The organism is Sulfitobacter sp. G21635-S1 (assembly GCF_027213915.1).
Classification (GTDB): Bacteria; Pseudomonadota; Alphaproteobacteria; order Rhodobacterales; family Rhodobacteraceae; genus Sulfitobacter.
Genome location: NZ_JAPWGV010000027.1, coordinates 37,631 through 54,233 on the forward strand (window position 1 = coordinate 37,631; position 16,603 = coordinate 54,233).

Genomic DNA, 16,603 nt, shown 5'->3' on the forward strand with positions numbered 1-16,603 from the left:
CACTGGGCTTAACCTGCACAACGGCACCATTCTTTTGAAGACAGGCCCGCATATGCGCACATCGGAAATCAATTCTCAAGCCTTCGGCCCGTCCACGATCCGCGAGGCGGCGGACGCCAATCGCGATCCCATCCTGGTCGGCACGCCCTGGCGGCGCGGCTATGGTCATTGGCAGGTGTCGCGCATGCGGGATGTGCGCGCCGTGCTGGCGCACCCGGGCACCACAACCGACGATCTTGCTTTCAGGGTGTTTTCCCGGTTCCGTGAAAGGCACGGTGGTGTTGACAGCATTTTTCGTCTGTCCCGCCAGATCAGCCGCGCACACCGCACCCCCAACGACGCCGAGCGCATGGACGCCATCACCGTCACCAAACGGTTAATGGAATGCCTGCCCGCGCAGGATTTCCGGTCTCCCCTCGCCGCGCTGGTTTCTTCGGGCGAAACCGAGGCTGACGCGATGGCAATGGCAGTGCAAAAGCCGATCATGGAATGGCGCGCCGCAGCACTTGGGATCAACGCGGCCCTGGGTCAGGAAATCGAGACCGACAGCATTGACATATTGGCAAGCCTCGACCGCACCGCGATCCCCGATTTCATCAAGCTGGAGCCAAAGGCCGCGCGCATCATGGGCAATCTCTCGGCGATGAACGTCGGTTGGTCCGCCGGGCAGAAAATACCGCTGATACATTTGATTTCCCCCGCCTTTCTGGCAATTGAGCCCCTGTCCAAGACCAGTGGTCTGATGCTGGCGCATCTGGCCGACAATCCGGACCTTCAGGAGACGCTGCGCAACCGCGCGGAACTTCGCCCGGCCTACCTGCAGGAGGTGGAGCGCCTGCTGGGGGCGGTGCGCTATGTCGCCCGCCAGATCGGACCCGCCGGTCTGGATCTGGGTGACATGCATTTGCCGCCCCATTCTCTTGTGTCCTGCGATCTGGCGGCGGCCAACCGCGATCCGGAGCTTTGGCAAGACCCCGAGGCTTTCCGTTTCGACCGGGCGCGCCTGCAGACAGCCACGTTTTCCTTTGGCTCTCTTGCCTGCACCGGCAGCCAGTTGAGCCGCCTGTTCCTCAGCACCCTTTTGGATGCCGCTCTGGAAACCGTGCGCCTTGCAGCTCCGTTCACCGCAAAGCCGGATGACCGGAGGTTCGCCAGATGGTCGATGATACGGGGCTACGAGAGCTGCCGGCTGCGTTTTGCCGCAATCTGATGGGGTAAACCTTTGAATTTCAGATCATTGCAACCATAGCGATAAGATGCAAAGTATCATGCCATCAGTGGTTTGTATCTTGTCTGTTTTGGTTCATTTTTCACGCCCCACCCGCCCGTAGCGGTCCGGAGAATCCCATGCCTGCTTCCAATGAGCGCCGTATCGCGATTTTCGGCACTTTCGACGTTGAAAACTACGGCGATCTGCTGTTTCCACTGCTGGCACAACAACGGCTTGCGCCTGCAGGTATGGATGTTGTTGCCGTCTCACCGACCGCCGGGGCGACACGCTACCGCGATACGGTTCCGGTCATTTCGCTGGCGGAATTTGCCAAAACGGCGGACAGCTTTGACGGCATCCTGATCGGCGGCGGAAACATCGTGCACATCCGCGATTTCGGTCTGCCGGGCTATGATGAAAACGCCTATCCCGCCCTCTGGGCAGGCGCAACCGCCCATGCCCTGCGCCATGGGCTGCCGGTGGTGTGGAACGCGCCCGGTGTGCTGGCACCGGAAGGGACAGCGCCCGGTCCGGACTGGCTGCAGCGCGTCGCGGCAGCCGCCAACCGTTTTGCCGTGCGGGACACACAAAGCGCCGATGCGATGGAGCGCTGGGCAGGCCGTCGCCCGGAGGTGATGCCGGACACGGCAACCGATCTGCCGCACCTCTGGCCCGAAGCCGCACTGAAGCGGCGCTTTGCCAGGATCAGAAAGAAACTGAAAATCCCGAAAGCGCGGCCGGTGATCGCGCTCCACGTCAAGGCACGCAGCCTGCGCAGAACTTCCGTCGCCGATTTCGCGCAACAACTGGATGCAGCCCTTGAAGCCGCCGGCGCAACCGCCGTTCTGATCGCAATCGGGCGCTGCCATGGCGACCACGAACTGGCCCAGGCGCTTCATGCCGCGGCGCCCCGCCATACCATTGCCTACGACGATGCCGATACCCTGCAAGACATCGCCGCCGTCATTGCGGGGGCAAACGCCTATCTTGGGGCCTCCCTGCACGGCCAGATCACGGCTGCGGCCTATGGCGTCCCGGCGCGGCTGGTTGCCGTGCCGAACCTGCACAAGTTTGAAGGTCAGGCGATCCAGATGGACCGGACCGCGGATGTCGTGGACAGTTGGGAAACCGCGCTGAAGGATCTGCCCCGCGTTCTCGAACAGCCCAAACAAGCCCTGCCTGACGCAATCGCGCCACAGCTTGAGGCCCATTGGAACCGGGTCACCCAGATCTTTACCGCCGGGAAACAAGCTGCGGCGCATGGCGACATCTTTCCAGATGCCGAGATTGAAACAGCACTTGCCGACGCCGTGGCAGAGATGCGGAAGGGATCGGCAGCCCCCGCCAGATCCGGCAAGGACGCGCCCCCACCCGCCGATGACACGGCTCCCCCTGCCCAGCTGGCGTGGGACGCCAGAGCGTTTAACGGGCTGATCGCCGATCAGGACTATGCAGCGGCAGACAGCTATGTCGGCAGCCATCTTGCCCAGACCCCTGCGCATCTGCCCGCACGTCTGGGCGAAGTGCGCCTGGCAATGGCCCGCGATGAACCCCAGAAGGCCCTCGATCTCTCCGCGAAACTGGCCGAGGAATCGCCTGCCAACCCCTGGGTCTGGAGCACCCACCTCAAATGCCTGACCAAGGCGGGACAGACAGATGACGCCATGGCTTGGTTTCTCGCCGGGCTCGATATGCCGGACATCGACGAGACCATGCTGAAGGCCGCAACCGGCGATGTGTTGTCGTCGATGCCCATGCAGGCGCAGGTCGCCTTTCTCAAGACGGCGCTCGAAAAACGCCCCCAAAGCACGCATTTGATGCTGCGTCTGGCAATGCGCGCTGATGTGAGCGGCGATTACCAGCTTGCGCTCGACCTGTTCAGGAAAGTCGAACAGGACGGCCCCCTGCCCGATTACGCGGCCAAGGTGCGCAATCATCTGCGTTCAATCGAACTGTCCCTGCCCGACGCCCTGGACCGTCTGCAAAGCGATGTGGAGGCCGGTGCAGAGGATGTTGTCAGCCTGTGCCGGCTGTGCAGGCTGGCCGCTGCGGCGGGGCGGTTCGACCTGTCGGTTTCGGCGCTGCGGCGGGCGCTGGAACTGTACCCGCTGGAATGGCGGACGGTCTACAGGCTCAATCGTGTTTTCCTGACGCGGGCCGAGGACAGGAAGATATTCGCGGCCCTCAAAAGGCTCGCGACAACCAAGGCGCCGGAGCCCGCCTGGCTGTTGCAATACGCGCTTTTCGCCCTGCGCGCAGGATACAAGGGCGAAGGTCGCGAAACCCTCTTGCTGCTTGCCGAAACGGAGCTTCTGGGCCCGACCGCACGCAGCCTGCTGGCCGCGCTTGATGTCCTTGGCAAGGCCCGACCGCGCAAAGCGGTGCTTGGCGACGGCGATGTCAGGATTGTCAGAAAGCGGGGCGCAGAGAACATCGTTGTGGTGTTTGAAGGCCTGATCGGCGGGCTGAGTTACATCAACAGCCGGTATCTGGATAAGGTCATGGCGGATATTCCGGCACATATCATCTATCTGCGCGATCCCCATGGGCAGATATTCCTCAAGGGTATTCCCGAGCTTGGCGCAGATGAAGCGGCAATGCAGGCGGCACTGGCTGCGATGATTGCAACCCTTGGCCGGGGCAAGGTGGTTGCAATCGGAGGATCGGCCGCCGGATTTGCGGCCCTGCGCACCGGCCTGGCAATTGATGCGGATGCCGTCATTTCACTGGCGGGCTTTGTCACGCCCGGCGCCGCCAAAGCCGGGGACGCCGACCATGCCCGGCGCGGCATGGCGGAGATATTCGGAGCCGATCTGGACGCCTTCGATCTGCGCCCGCAGCTTCGCTCACACCCCAAGCTGCAACTGACACAGGTTGTCGGCAGCAACTACGCGCCCGACATGACCCGCCTGCGCGCGCTCGACGACATAAAGAATGCAAAGGCCATTGTCCTCGACGGTATCGACACCCATCACGTCGCCTTGCCCGCGGTGGCGGACGGCACCCTGAAACGCCTGCTGAACGACGCTTTGTCATAGCTATGGAAAAGGCACTGAGGTCGGAAACGTGCGCATCCTTCGGCAGCCAAAGGGCCAAACCGGGCAGTGCCGCTGCTGTGAAATGGGTTGAATGGCGGGTCGAAGACGGCGAAACCGGGAACTACACCTACGCGATAGCTCTACAAACTGATTCACAAACTCGATGGCGTCGCAACTGACGACCATCAAAAATATCAGAGTGGACCTTCATGCACCGCGCAGCGAAAGTCAGCTTCGAGCCCTTTCCGCTTCCCCCGCGCGGAATCAAGGCCGCAGGCCGCCGCGCATCGCCGGGCCGTCCCCTGGCACGGCGATTTGGCTGCTGTTATGCCTGACAGACGGGTAGAATGTGCTTGGCCGCCATAAAGTGCCAGTCACCAAGGTCGGACCGCCGCACCACGGCCCGTCAATGCGCGGCTCGACGTTTCGCAGCGAACGGCAAGAAAGTCCGCTTAACTGACCTTCACACGTGTCGCAGCGAAGGGCGGGAGAGAGCCCGGAGTTACATGAGGCGTCAGCCGGGCCAGCGCCTGCCCGGGGTGGGCGATGCTGACCTTGGTTCATGCCACTTTATTTCTCAACCGTGATGAATCCTAACGAGGGAACACCCAGCCTCACCAAATCGCCTACCCGAGGGGCGGGCAGGCGATGGCCCGGCGCCTTCGGCTTGTTCCGGGCCTGGGTGCTCATGTTTGATGGCAGCAAAGTCCGCTCTGCTGACATCGAAACTGGAAGCTACCTTTGTCCGCTTCTCCGCGGGCACTGCGAAACCGAACAGCAATGGCCACCGCCCTCCGGTGATAGGCGGGAAATAGGCTGTTTTTGGTGGCAATCGGCGGTGAATGGCGGAGGCTCAGTCATCCGAACATGCCACACAAGCCATTGAAACTGATAGATAACTCGTATTGCGAAGAAATTCATACCACATTTAGTACCACAGCATGGTCGGATTTCTGACAATCTGGCGGGGGGATGGGGGGACTGTCAAAGTTCAACACTGCACGTCCGGGGACCGGTGCAGGGTGGCAAATTCGCAACGCCACAATTCGGACAACGCAACCTTACACCTTGCCCAGCGCCTTGACCATCACCCGCACCATCCGCACCTCTTTCGACCGCAGACCGTTCCGGTAGTTCGGATGGGCGGCACCGCAGGGTGCACCACCGCCTGCGCCGTGCATCCGGCAGACCGTGTAGCCCGTCTTTGCTGGGGAACGGCATCGCTGACCCGACCGCTTGGCCTTCGCCGTGCAACGTGGCGCGTTTTGCAGGCGCTGGGCTGGGTGCATGGGGTTATTGTCGGTTTTCATCTAGCCCCGCCCCCGCCATGCCGCACCTCGCCCACGATTGCCTGCCCGCCGTCATGCACCGTCACCCGCTCCACACGCACAACCTGCTGCGCCTTGGCGCGGTATTTCTTGAGCGCGTCCATCTGGGCCAGATACGTCCGGCTTAGTCGCGTCATGGATCGTTCATGGCTTTCCCTCACATCGTAGAGGTTGGCCCCGCTTAACTTGCTCGCCGTAACGGTCATCGCGATATGGGTCGCGGTCATCTGCCCCACCAGCATCGCCTCGATGCCGTCGCGCGGTTCCAGCTCGGCATACATCGCGGCCACCATCTGCGCCTTGGCCTCGGCATGGACGCCCAGCGCCTCCAGAGCGCTGTAGAAGACGCCTAGCGCGGCATCCTTGGTCTTCATGCCCAGAAGGGCCGGAATCTCTCTCTCGCCCCCTGTGGTGCACGTCAGCGTGTTGCCATCCCCGAAGGTCATCCGGGGATAGGCGCGTTCCGGTGCTTTGGTGTCAAGTTCGGTCGTGTTCGTCATAGTCGCGCCTTCCGATGGCTTGGACGGCATCAGCACCGCCGGGTTGCCTTGCTTCCCTCTGCCCCGTTTCCTGCCGGGGAGTGGTAACTATCAGTGTTCCGAACCAGAACCCAAGCTTTTTGACAAATCGGCCCTGACGGGTTCTACATCGGAACCAAGGGCAACCTTTGGGTTTTGGAACGGAACCACGGATGCCCCCTTCTGGTCCGAACCAGAACCGCGTTGCGGAATTTTCTCGCGCCATAAACGCCAATCATTAGTCGGCGCTTCCCGGCCTTTTGCTTTTTGCACGGGCTTGGCCGTCAGACGCCATTCATGCGCCTGCCGGTGATACCAGTTCCCGCCGCGCTCCAGCACAAGGAACCCTTTGGCCTGTAGGTCGTCAAACGCGCGCTGCACGGTTGCCTTGCCGATTCCCAGTGCCTTCGATGCCTCGGCATAGGACAGGCGCACCGCGCCGTTATTGCTGCCGTTGAAGCGCGTGTGCAGTTCCAGGTACACCCGCACCGCTGCACCCGACAGGCTACGCCAAGCATCGCTCTTGAGCATCGCGTAGGTGAGAGGGGCAAACTGCCCCTCCCCCGATTTCATGCTGCCCTTCCTACCCATCGACGCCCCCGGCGCGGCCACCGCACGGCAGGATGCCCGACGCCTCCAGTTCGGCCACCAAATGCTGGGCCGATGGCGGATAGTCGAGTTGCGCCGGGTCGCAGTACTTGGGCAGGTGATAGTGCCCGATGCGCTCCGGCCCTCGATACTCGGTCACAATGGGCCAGCCGTATTCGGTGCGCAGGGTGTGGGCTATCGCCCCCAGCCGCCAGCCTTTCACCCCCCGGATAACGTCCATGTGGTTCAGGGTCTGGCCCAGCGCCAGAGCGCGGCAGGTGAAGTAGATTTGGGTCGGATTGCTGTACCAGTGTTCACCCATGATAGCCCCTCCGCAAATGGCGCGTGGCGCGCTCGATGGAGTTGCTGCGCCGATCCCAGACGAATCGGGCTTCCTTCGGGCTTGCGGGATCGTGGCGGCATGTGGCATCAACTGGACTTGCTAGGGTGGCAGTCGATGCCGCTCGGAAAGCCCTGACCCCGCCGCGTGCGGTGTTGGGGTTTTCCATCAAGCGGCCTCCCCGTTGGGATCGGTGCGCTGGGCGCTCAGGTAGGCGTTTAAGTCAGCGCCGAAATAGCCGATGCGCCGCCCGATGCGGATAAAGGCTGGCCCCCGGTTGCGGTGACGCCACTGGGCTAACTTCTCTATAGCCCCGAAGACCCGCAATTCAGGGTCCTCCGGAAAAAAAACCCGGTCGTCGTCGAATATCTTCACCATCGCATTGCCCTTTCTTTGATTAGTCGCGATTGCGTGAAGTTACGAGGTCCGGCCTACCCGGTCGAGACTTTCCCTGCGAACCAATTGGAAAGGCCGAATTATTTCGGATCCTTTCGTTTCTTGTCATAGTTCAGTATTGATCGAGAGGTGACGGGAAACCCGGCGGCAGAAAGTTCTTCGGCAATGGCTTCGCTGCTGAGACTATCTGGTATTCCATCCGGATAGCGGCGAAAAAATTCTGACCTTGCGGGGAGATACTTCGGCCCTCGCTTTTTGGGCTTTGGCCTATCGACTTCTAAGTTATTCGAAGGTGCCCATTCAGAAGGAAACGCGAACTCTGCGATAAGCTCTTCGAAAGTTTCGGGAATGCTCTCCGGCTTCAATACGACCGAACATCCCAGAAAGGGCGCGACGAAAAGGTCAAAAGCTGACTCTTCTCCCCAATAGCTTGCAAAGTTGTTTCTGGTTTGGACTTTTTCTTTGACCTCTCCCGTAACCGGGTCAAGGCAAGAATAACGATCCCACAGGTCGCCAGCGCCCATCCTTCGCGCGTCGTATTCCTCAAATATTCGACTGAGTTCCGGCATCGACCTCAGAGGGAAGTCTAAGGCGAAATAGTAAAATTGGTCAGGGTGCAAGAAGATCGTGTCATTGGCTCTCAAGAGATTACCCTCGCGCGAGCATAGGAGGGGATCAAAACTGCTGCATACCGCATTTACTGCCCAGAAGCTGATTAGCTGAATATCGAAATGCCGGTCAGGAAATCTCAACTTGTTGGCAGCGTCAGGGAGCCGCTCTAATGCTTGGATATCGCGATACGACCTAAACTCGGTCGAAAATGCAGGGTCAGTTTCCTTGCCGTACAACGACAACGCATTGGCAACGTAGAACCGTTCCGCCCACTCGTCCGCTAAGATACGAATGTCCGGCCAATTAAGGTATCCGGGGGGACAAAACATCGCAATCTACCCTAACATCCGTTCTTGCTCGCGCGTTCACACCAAGCCACCATCAGTTCTCGCCGCCGCTCCAATAGGTCCGACCGTGCATAAGCGCGCTCAACGTCTGACCCCACCTGATGCGCCAGCGCCGCCTCGGCCACCTCGCGCGCTGCGCCCGCTTCCTCTCCCGCCCAATCGCGGAAACTACTGCGGAACCCGTGCACCGTGAATTGCTCGCGCCCCATGCGCCGCAGAAGCATCAACATCGACATATTGGATAGCGGCCTGCCCTGCGCCTGTTCGTCTGGCGTCTTGCCGCCCGCCTGCCCCCGGAAGACGTAGGCACCGCCCAAGGGCCGCACCGCTTCCAGCACCCGCAGCATTTCGTCGGTCAGAGGCACCCGGTGCGCCACCCCGCCCTTCATACGCGCCGCCGGGATCGTCCACAGGCGCGCTTCTAGGTCCATTTCGTCCCATGTGGCCCCCAGCACCTCGGAGGTGCGGCAGGCGGTCAGGATCGTGAATTGCAGCGCCTTTGCCGCCATGGCGGTGCGCCCCTCCAGTTCGCCATAGAAGGCAGGCACATCACGCCACGGCATCGCGTCATGGTGCACCGCCTTTACCTTCACCTTTGGCAACACCCCGGCATCCTTGACCGCCGTAATGGGGTTCTCACCCTCGCGGAACCCGCGCGACCGCGCCACGTCCAGCACCGTCTTGATGCGCTGGGCCAGCCGCCGCGCCGTTTCGTGCTTGTCGGTCCAGATGGGGGAGAGGCACATGAGTACCTCGGGTTGCCCGATGGCATCGACCGGCATCCGTCCAATCTTGGGGAAGGCATAGTCGCGCAAAGTGTTCAGCCATTGCGCCCCGTGCTTGGCGTTTTTCCAAGTCGGCATCCGGTCAATGTGCACCTGCTGCGCCAGTTCCTCGAAACTCGGTACGTCGCGCTGGGCATTGAAACGTGGGTTCAGGCCGGACTTCGCCATCCGGCGATACTCCAGCGCCCGTTCGCGCGCCGTGTTGAGCGTCACCACGTCAGCGCCCCCAAGCCCGAAGTCGGTGCGGAGCGGCGCGCCCTTCTGGTTCTTCTGGCCTTTCACCGTGACACGCACAATCCAACGCCGCGCGCCGGATGGATCGACAACCAGATACAGGCCCGCGCCGTCCCCATGCCGCCCCGGTCCCAGGTTCTCCACCAGTCGTTTCGTCAGTTTGCCCGATAGCGCCGCCATCCGTACCACCATTCATACCACGCAATGAAAGCGTACAGGTGAAACCGAATGAAAGCGAGAGAAACCTTGCGCCAGCATGAAAGCCCGCACGTACAGCGAGTTAGGTAGTTCTAAGCCATCTAGTGATATCGGGGAAAATTTCGTCGTGGCGGAGGCTCAGGGATTCGAACCCTGGGGACGCTCTCACGCCCGCCGGTTTTCAAGACCGGTGCATTCGACCACTCTGCCAAACCTCCGCAACGCCCCCCTCCTAGAGTGCCGCAATCGATTCGGCAAATGCTCCGATGTGCCGAATTTACCGGCCGTCACACGGGGAAATTTGCCGATCAGGGCAGCCCAGCCTTTTCAGGCTGTCCCTTGCAGGTTAGAGTGCGGCAAAACCCTCGTCCAAGGGGGTGTTGAGCGTTGCCGCAAGTTGCGGCGTGAAATGGCCCATCAGGCCAGCAGGCAAGGACGACAAATTGATGAGCAGGCTTATTTCCCGCCCCGACAGCCGCGCAGGCCGTTTGACCGTGATGGCAGGTCTGGTCCTGTCGGTGGGCCTGTTGGCAGGCTGCGAAGACACCGGGCAGCTTGGCTTCCTCAAGCCCAAGGCACAGGCCAGCACGGCAGGTGCCACCCGCTCCACCAAGCTGGTGGAACGCGATGTGGAGGCACCCGAGGTCTTCAACGTGACAGACCAGGGATTGTGGGATGGCCGCCCCTCGCTGGGGGGCGTCTGGGTGGCGCATCCCGATGTGACCGAACCCGAGCGGGTGATCATCCGCAACGAGGCGAACGGAAAGTTCGTGATTGGCGCCCTGTTCCGGCGCGAGCGTGAACTGCCCGGCCCGAACCTGCAGATGTCATCGGACGCCGCCGCAGCACTGAATGTTCTGGCCGGCGCGCCCGCACCGCTGAACGTGATTGCCCTGCGCCGTGAAGAGGCCGAGGAAACCGCCGAAGCCGAGGCCGCCGCCGCGAGCGTGCAGGCCCCATCGGATGTGACGGAAACAACGCTGGACCCCATCGCATCGGCCGAACAGGCCATTGATGCGGCAGCACCCGCACCCGCGGCGGCCGCCCCTGCAGCCCCGGCGGCAGCAAAACCTGCGGCACCTGCCCCGAAACCGGCATCCAGCCTGTCCAAACCCTATGTTCAGATCGGCATTTTCAGTGTCGAAGCCAATGCCGAACGCGCGGCCAAACAGATGCGCGGCGCCGGGCTGGTCCCGACGGTCAAGAAATCAGAAATCAATGGCAAGCCCTTCTGGCGTGTCGTTGTCGGCCCGGTCACCAGCCAGTCCGAACTCAACAGCCTGGTCAAGAAGATCAAGGGCGAAGGGTTCTCGGACGCCTATGCCGTGTCGAGCTAATCACAGGAGCTTTCCCAGACCATGATCCGCCACTTCGCTGCCTGCCTGGCGCTGATCCTGTTCAGCCTTCCCGCCCAAGCCTTCGAGACCAAGGCAAGTGCCGCCTATGTCTATGACCTGACCACCGGCACGGTGCTTCTGGCCAAGAATGCGGACCAGCCGCTGCCGCCCGCCTCCATGTCCAAGCTGATGACGCTTTACATGGCCTTCGAGGCGCTGGAGAACGGGCGGCTGGAACTGGATGACGAATTGCTCGTCTCTGCCGATGCGGCGTCCTACGGCGGTTCCACCATGTTCCTGCAACAGGGCGAACGGGTGTCGGTCGAAGATCTGCTGCGCGGCATCATCGTGCTGTCGGGCAATGACGCCTGCGTGGTCCTGGCAGAGGCGCTGTCGGGGACCGAAGCGCGTTTCGCCCGCGACATGACCACCCGTGCGCAGCAGTTGGGCATGACCAATTCGACCTTCATGAACTCCAACGGCTGGCCCAAGCCGGGCCACCGCATGTCGATGCGCGACCTCGGGTTGGTGGCCACCAAACTGATCACGGAATTCCCGCAGTTCTACCCGATGTTCGCCGAAGAGGAGTTCCTGTTTGATGCGAACGAGTCGGCGAACCGCTACAACCGCAACCCGCTGCTCAAGCTGGGGATTGGCGCAGACGGTCTGAAGACCGGCCACACATCCGAGGCGGGCTACGGGCTGGTCGGATCGGCTAAACAGGGGAACCGGCGCGTGGTTTTCGTGATCTCGGGGCTGGATACCGCCGAAGCACGCGCGCAGGAATCCGAAGCCATCGTGAACTGGGCCTTCCGCCAGTTCTCTGAACGCACCCTGGGCGAGGCCGGCACGCAGATCACCGAAGTGCCTGTGGCGCTGGGTGCCGTGCAGACCGTGGGGCTGGAGCTGAAAGACAAGCTGACGATGCTGACCCCCTTTACCGGCAGCAATGATGTCACGGCAGAGGCGATCTATCAGATGCCTTTCAAGGCTCCGATCGAAAAGGGCGCCGAGATGGGGGAACTGGTGATCACCCGCGAAGGCCTGCCGGAAGTGCGCGTGCCGCTGGTTGCCTCCGATGATGTGGCCCCCGGCGGCTTCATGATCAAACTGGCCGCAGCGGCGCAGCATCTGCTGGCGCGGATCAATGCAGGTCCGCAGGAAGCCTCGTGAGCGACAAGGGGCTGTTCATCAGCTTTGAGGGCATCGACGGTTCGGGAAAATCCACCCAGGCCAGGCTGCTGGCCGATCATCTGCGCGACGCAGGCCGTGACGTGATCCTGACGCGGGAGCCCGGCGGCTCTCCCGGGGCGGAGGAGATCCGCGCGCTGGTCCTGCAGGGCGATCCCGACCGCTGGTCGGCGGAAACCGAGATTCTGCTCTTCACCGCCGCGCGCCGCGATCACCTGGAACGCACCATCCGGCCCGCGCTTGCGGCGGGCAAGGTTGTGATCTGCGACCGTTTTGCGGATTCGACCCGGATGTATCAGGGCCTGTCGCGCGGCGATCTGCGCGGCGTCGTGGACCGGTTGCATGACCTCATGATCGGGGTCGAGCCGGATCTGACCATCCTGATCGACATGGACCCCACCGAAGGGTTGAGCCGCGCCCTGTCCCGCAAGGGGGCCGAGGAACGGTTTGAGGATTTCGGCGAGGATCTGCAAAAGGCCATGCGCGCGGGGTTCCTGGCGCTGGCCGATGAATTTGCGGACCGGTTCCGGGTTCTCGACGGCGCAAGGGCTGTTGATGACGTGGCCTCAGATGTCCGCGCGGTGGCGGACGGGTTTCTACCCAAGCGGCGCGTCTGACGGCTGGCACCGACATGCGCGCGGCTTGTGCCTCATGCGACACCAGACGCCCCCAAAAACGGCAAAAGGCCCCGCAAAGGGGGCCTTTTCCGGAGGTACGAGGTCGGGGAGGTGTTATTCGCGTTCCAGCACGAATGTCCCGCCGCCGCCGATGAGGATCGGCGCGCCGCCGGGCCGGTCTGTCACGACAACCGTGGCCGGTCCGACAGCCGCCTGCGCCTGACCGCCGCCAACCGGGCCAAGGAAGGAACCGCCGAGGCCAAGGTTGACCTGACCGATGCTGCCGCTGACCGGATCAACCAGTTCGCCGCCCATGTTCAGGGTAAAGACGTTGGTCACGACTTCGGTGGGTGCGCCGGGGATTGGCGGCACGCCGGGGGGCAGGATGATCGGCTGGGTCTCCTCAGAGAGGACCGACGGCGCGATGCCGTCTGCGCTGTCCAGCGTACCGTCGAGGGTGAAGGCTTCGCCGCCCAGTTCGCCGCGGAAATTGGTGGCGGTCCCGGCGATGGTCTCATTGTCGAAATCCGCCTGAACTTCCAGATCGCCAAGCGCAAAACCGGTGGTATTGGTGTTGTCGTTGGCGGTGATGTTCAGCAGCGTGGAGCCGCGGAACGTGCCCTGCCCCACCAGTTCGACACTGGTCGGCGCCAGGCTTGTGGTGTTCGACAATTCGTCGAATTTGGCGTCATATTCGGCGCGGGTTGCAGCCGGTCCGCCGCCGGGTCCGCCACCCGGTCCGCCGCCAACCGCATTGCTGGTGCAGGCCGCCATCGCGAGGCAGGCTGCCCCCAGCAGACCGGCACGTAAAATACTTTGATTGTTCACAAGAATTTCCCCTTCGTGGCTCAAAACACATTCAGATGGATGCCCTCCGGCCCGGCACGGAATTCGCAGGGCACAGGCAGAACCATGCGTTCAATAGCCTTGTGAAACGGCGTTTGGTCACTCCCCCAATCGGGGGATGCAGGGGCAATTCTGGCTTTAATGTGCCGTTTGCATCGCAAGTTGCGACCACAGGTTGTTGCCTGTGGCTTGACGGTGCCATCCCACCACCGCCCCCTTTCAACCGCCGCGATCCGTGGTAAACGAAACCCATGAACGACGAGGTCCCACATCCCGATCAGCTCGACGGTGCCCTGCATCCGCGCGATACCCCCGCCCTGATCGGACAGGCGGAGGCCGAAGCGGGATTCCTGGAGGCCTGGAACAGCGGCAAGCTGCATCATGCCTGGCTGCTGAGCGGTCCGCGCGGTGTGGGCAAGGCAACCCTGGCCTGGCGGATTACGCGTTTTGTCCTGGCCACGCCCGATCCCGACGCGGGCGGCATGTTTGACACGCCTGCGCCCCGGACCCTGGACATAGATGCCGGTCATCCCGTTGCACGGCGCGTGGCCTCGGGCGGTGAAGGCGCGCTGAAATCCGTCACCCGCAGCGTGAACCCGGACACCAAACGGATGCGCAAGCAGATCGTGGTCGATGACATCCGCGCGCTGAACGGTTTTTTCCAGATGTCCGCCGCCGACGGCGGGCGCCGCGTGGTGATCATCGACGATGCGGATGTGATGAACGTCAACGCCGCGAATGCCCTGCTGAAAATGCTGGAAGAACCGCCCGCGCGGGCCATTTTGCTGCTGATCAGCCACCAGCCCTCCGGGTTGCTGCCCACGATCCGGTCGCGCTGCCGCACGCTGCGGCTGGGCAGGCTTGACCCCGATCAGATGGCGGCGGCCCTTGCCGCCTCCGGCGTCGCGGTCGATGGCGATCCGGCGGCCCTGGCCGAACTTTCCGGCGGCTCGGTCGGCGGGGCCCTGCGGCTGTCGCTGATGGGCGGGTTGCAGATCTATGCGGAACTGATCGCCCTGCTGTCCTCGATGCCGCGCATGGACCGCGCCCGCGCCATCAAACTGGCCGAAGCCGCCGCCCAGCGCGGGGCGGAAGAAAAGCTGAACCTGCTGTTCACCCTGGTCGACCTGATGCTGGCCCGGCTGGCACGGACCGGGGCCACAGGTGCGCCGCCCGCAATCGAGGCGGCAAGGGGCGAGGCACAGACTCTGGCGCGGCTGGCCCCCACGCCACATCAGGGCCGGATCTGGGCCAATCTGGCGCAACAGGTCTCCGACCGCGCGCAACATGGGCTGGCGGTCAACCTTGACCCTGCCGCGCTGGTCCTAGATACCCTGCTCAAGATCGCAGAAAACGCGCCGCGCTAGGATTACAGGCATGACCCCGCAGATCACCGACAGCCACTGCCACCTCGATTTCCCCGATTTCGAAGGCCAGTTGCCGCAGGTCATCGCCCGCGCGGCAGAGGCTGGCGTGACACGTATGGTCACCATCTGCACCAGGCTGCGCAATGAACCCGCCGTGCGCGCCATTGCCGAGGCACATGCGCCGGTCTTTTACGCCGCAGGCACCCACCCGATGTCCGCCGCCGCCGAACCGCTGGTCAGCCACGATACGCTGATGGCGCTGACCCGCCACCCCAAGATGGTCGGCATCGGCGAAACCGGGCTGGATTACCATTACACCGCCGAAAGCGCGGAGGTGCAGAAGACTTCGCTGCGCATCCATATTGCCGCTGCGCGCGACTCCGGGCTGCCGCTGATCATCCATGCCCGCGACGCCGATGACGACATGGCCGCGATCCTGACCGAGGAATATGCAAATGGCGCATATCCCTGCGTCATGCATTGCTTTTCCTCATCGGCCGAACTGGCCCGCACCGCGCTGGACCTGGGGTTCTACCTCAGCATGTCGGGCATCACCGCCTTTCCCAAATCGCAGGAACTGCGCGACATCTTTGCCAATGCGCCGATGGACCGTATCCTGGTCGAAACCGATGCCCCCTATCTCGCCCCGCCGCCGCACCGGGGCAAGACCAACGAGCCCGCCTTTACCGCCCATACCGCGCGCCGCGCGGCCGAGACCTTCGGCCTCGACTACGCCGATTTCGCCGCGCGCACGCAGGAAAATTTCGACCGCCTGTTCAGCAAGGCTGCGCAGTTTGAAAAGGCCGCCTGATGGCCGAGATGCGGGTCACAATACTGGGCTGCGGATCCTCGGGCGGCGTACCCCGTCTTGGCGGGCACTGGGGCGATTGCGACCCCGGGGAGCCGCGCAATCACCGCCGCCGCTGTTCCGCGCTGGTGGAACGGATCACCGATGCAGGCACCACCACGGTGCTGATCGACACCTCCCCCGACATGCGCAGCCAGTTGCTTGACGCAGGTGTGGGGCGGCTGGACGGGGTGCTTTATACCCATGCCCATGCCGATCACGTGCACGGGCTGGACGATCTGCGGATGATCGTCATCAACATGCGCGCGCGGCTGCCGGTCTGGGCCGACGCCCCCACCCGCGCCGCCCTGCTGGAGCGGTTCGGCTATGCTTTCATCCGGCCCGAAGGGTCGATGTATCCCCCGATCCTGGAAATGAACGACATCGACGGCGATGTGACCATCGACGGGCCCGGCGGCGCGCTGACCTTTTCGCCTTTTCTGGTCAATCACGGCGGCATGGACGCGCTGGGATTCAAGATGAACAATGTCGCCTATCTGCCTGATGTCGTGAGCATTCCCGAAGATGCCTGGTCCCAGTTGCAGGGGCTGACCTGCTGGATCGTCGACGCCCTGCGCCGGGCACCGCATCCGACCCACAGCCATCTGGCCCAGACCCTGGACTGGATCGCTGCGCTGACGCCGGACCACGCGGTGCTGACCAACATGCACAACGATCTCGATTACCGTACCCTTGCCGCTGAAACCCCTGACCACATCGAACCCGCCTATGACGGCATGGTGTTGCGTTTTCCCCTGACCTGACCTCTTTTTGGCTCCAAATATTCCCACGGGGGTCCGGGGG

At 62.8% G+C, this 16,603-nt stretch carries 15 protein-coding genes and 1 tRNA gene; 8 read left to right on the forward strand and 8 right to left on the reverse strand.

Annotation, left to right across the window (positions count from 1 at the left end):
• Nucleotides 1-52: 52 nt before the first annotated feature.
• On the forward strand, nucleotides 53-1,210 hold the full coding sequence (locus O4H53_RS21505; RefSeq protein WP_269367050.1) for a cytochrome P450: 1,158 nt from the start codon (nucleotides 53-55) through the stop codon (nucleotides 1,208-1,210).
• Nucleotides 1,211-1,347: 137 nt separating this feature from the next.
• Nucleotides 1,348-4,248, forward strand: a complete 2,901-nt coding sequence (locus O4H53_RS21510; RefSeq protein WP_269367052.1) for a polysaccharide pyruvyl transferase family protein — start codon at nucleotides 1,348-1,350, stop codon at nucleotides 4,246-4,248.
• Nucleotides 4,249-5,554: 1,306 nt separating this feature from the next.
• Here O4H53_RS21510 and O4H53_RS21515 read toward each other — a convergent pair.
• The 7 genes from O4H53_RS21515 to O4H53_RS21545 all read right to left on the reverse strand — a co-directional run bounded on the left by O4H53_RS21515 (nucleotide 5,555) and on the right by O4H53_RS21545 (nucleotide 9,812).
• A complete protein-coding gene (locus O4H53_RS21515; protein ID WP_269367054.1) occupies nucleotides 5,555-6,076 on the reverse strand; it encodes a hypothetical protein in 522 nt (173 codons plus the stop codon).
• A 90-nt stretch (nucleotides 6,077-6,166) separates the two neighbouring features.
• Nucleotides 6,167-6,667 carry a helix-turn-helix domain-containing protein gene (locus O4H53_RS21520; RefSeq protein WP_269367055.1) on the reverse strand — a complete coding sequence of 167 codons (501 nt, stop codon included), beginning with the start codon at nucleotides 6,665-6,667 and terminating at the stop codon, nucleotides 6,167-6,169.
• Between the two features lie 10 nt (nucleotides 6,668-6,677).
• Nucleotides 6,678-7,004: a hypothetical protein gene (locus O4H53_RS21525; protein WP_269367057.1), complete on the reverse strand. Its 327-nt coding sequence runs from the start codon at nucleotides 7,002-7,004 to the stop codon at nucleotides 6,678-6,680.
• A gap of 186 nt (nucleotides 7,005-7,190) precedes the next feature.
• Entirely contained in the window at nucleotides 7,191-7,400 is a 210-nt protein-coding gene (locus O4H53_RS21530) for a MerR family transcriptional regulator (protein WP_269367059.1), read from the reverse strand.
• Between the two features lie 98 nt (nucleotides 7,401-7,498).
• A complete protein-coding gene (locus tag O4H53_RS21535) occupies nucleotides 7,499-8,359 on the reverse strand; it encodes a hypothetical protein (protein WP_269367061.1) in 861 nt (286 codons plus the stop codon).
• A gap of 11 nt (nucleotides 8,360-8,370) precedes the next feature.
• Nucleotides 8,371-9,576: a tyrosine-type recombinase/integrase gene (locus O4H53_RS21540; protein WP_269367063.1), complete on the reverse strand. Its 1,206-nt coding sequence runs from the start codon at nucleotides 9,574-9,576 to the stop codon at nucleotides 8,371-8,373.
• A gap of 146 nt (nucleotides 9,577-9,722) precedes the next feature.
• Nucleotides 9,723-9,812: transfer RNA gene (locus tag O4H53_RS21545), tRNA-Ser, on the reverse strand.
• A 228-nt stretch (nucleotides 9,813-10,040) separates the two neighbouring features.
• On the opposite strand from O4H53_RS21545, the gene O4H53_RS21550 reads away from it, so the two are divergent.
• Genes O4H53_RS21550 through tmk form a run of 3 tightly spaced genes read left to right on the forward strand, consistent with a single transcriptional unit; the run spans nucleotide 10,041 to nucleotide 12,739 of the window.
• Nucleotides 10,041-10,931: an SPOR domain-containing protein gene (locus O4H53_RS21550; protein WP_269367066.1), complete on the forward strand. Its 891-nt coding sequence runs from the start codon at nucleotides 10,041-10,043 to the stop codon at nucleotides 10,929-10,931.
• A 21-nt stretch (nucleotides 10,932-10,952) separates the two neighbouring features.
• Nucleotides 10,953-12,104, forward strand: coding sequence for a D-alanyl-D-alanine carboxypeptidase family protein (locus O4H53_RS21555; RefSeq protein WP_269367068.1), 1,152 nt, complete (start codon nucleotides 10,953-10,955; stop codon nucleotides 12,102-12,104).
• The gene (tmk, locus tag O4H53_RS21560) at nucleotides 12,101-12,739 is read left to right on the forward strand and encodes a dTMP kinase (RefSeq protein ID WP_269367070.1); all 639 of its coding nucleotides are present in this window, start codon (nucleotides 12,101-12,103) and stop codon (nucleotides 12,737-12,739) included. Before O4H53_RS21555 ends, tmk begins: the two co-directional genes overlap by 4 nt.
• Before the next feature lie 114 nt (nucleotides 12,740-12,853).
• On the opposite strand, the gene O4H53_RS21565 is transcribed toward tmk, so the two are convergent.
• Nucleotides 12,854-13,567, reverse strand: a complete 714-nt coding sequence (locus O4H53_RS21565) for a hypothetical protein (protein ID WP_269367072.1) — start codon at nucleotides 13,565-13,567, stop codon at nucleotides 12,854-12,856.
• A gap of 269 nt (nucleotides 13,568-13,836) precedes the next feature.
• Here O4H53_RS21565 and O4H53_RS21570 point away from each other — a divergent pair, with 269 nt between their 5' ends.
• The 3 genes from O4H53_RS21570 to O4H53_RS21580 are packed head-to-tail and all read left to right on the forward strand — an operon-like array spanning nucleotide 13,837 to nucleotide 16,563.
• The gene (locus tag O4H53_RS21570; protein ID WP_269367074.1) at nucleotides 13,837-14,952 is read left to right on the forward strand and encodes a DNA polymerase III subunit delta'; all 1,116 of its coding nucleotides are present in this window, start codon (nucleotides 13,837-13,839) and stop codon (nucleotides 14,950-14,952) included.
• Between the two features lie 10 nt (nucleotides 14,953-14,962).
• Nucleotides 14,963-15,763 (forward strand): TatD family hydrolase, encoded by an 801-nt coding sequence (locus O4H53_RS21575; RefSeq protein ID WP_269367076.1) that lies wholly within the window; start codon nucleotides 14,963-14,965, stop codon nucleotides 15,761-15,763.
• Nucleotides 15,763-16,563, forward strand: coding sequence for an MBL fold metallo-hydrolase (locus O4H53_RS21580; RefSeq protein WP_269367078.1), 801 nt, complete (start codon nucleotides 15,763-15,765; stop codon nucleotides 16,561-16,563). Before O4H53_RS21575 ends, O4H53_RS21580 begins: the two co-directional genes overlap by 1 nt.
• Nucleotides 16,564-16,603: the final 40 nt, after the last annotated feature.

Coding starts and splice junctions, on each gene's coding strand:
- O4H53_RS21550 (WP_269367066.1), top strand. CDS start 10,041: ATGAGCAGGCTTATTTCCCGCCCCGACAGCCGCGCAGGCCGTTTGACC.
- O4H53_RS21535 (WP_269367061.1), bottom strand. CDS start 8,359: ATGTTTTGTCCCCCCGGATACCTTAATTGGCCGGACATTCGTATCTTA.
- O4H53_RS21505 (WP_269367050.1), top strand. CDS start 53: ATGCGCACATCGGAAATCAATTCTCAAGCCTTCGGCCCGTCCACGATC.
- O4H53_RS21510 (WP_269367052.1), top strand. CDS start 1,348: ATGCCTGCTTCCAATGAGCGCCGTATCGCGATTTTCGGCACTTTCGAC.
- O4H53_RS21515 (WP_269367054.1), bottom strand. CDS start 6,076: ATGACGAACACGACCGAACTTGACACCAAAGCACCGGAACGCGCCTAT.
- O4H53_RS21580 (WP_269367078.1), top strand. CDS start 15,763: ATGGCCGAGATGCGGGTCACAATACTGGGCTGCGGATCCTCGGGCGGC.
- O4H53_RS21530 (WP_269367059.1), bottom strand. CDS start 7,400: ATGGTGAAGATATTCGACGACGACCGGGTTTTTTTTCCGGAGGACCCT.
- O4H53_RS21525 (WP_269367057.1), bottom strand. CDS start 7,004: ATGGGTGAACACTGGTACAGCAATCCGACCCAAATCTACTTCACCTGC.
- O4H53_RS21575 (WP_269367076.1), top strand. CDS start 14,963: ATGACCCCGCAGATCACCGACAGCCACTGCCACCTCGATTTCCCCGAT.
- O4H53_RS21570 (WP_269367074.1), top strand. CDS start 13,837: ATGAACGACGAGGTCCCACATCCCGATCAGCTCGACGGTGCCCTGCAT.
- O4H53_RS21540 (WP_269367063.1), bottom strand. CDS start 9,576: ATGGCGGCGCTATCGGGCAAACTGACGAAACGACTGGTGGAGAACCTG.
- O4H53_RS21555 (WP_269367068.1), top strand. CDS start 10,953: ATGATCCGCCACTTCGCTGCCTGCCTGGCGCTGATCCTGTTCAGCCTT.
- O4H53_RS21520 (WP_269367055.1), bottom strand. CDS start 6,667: ATGAAATCGGGGGAGGGGCAGTTTGCCCCTCTCACCTACGCGATGCTC.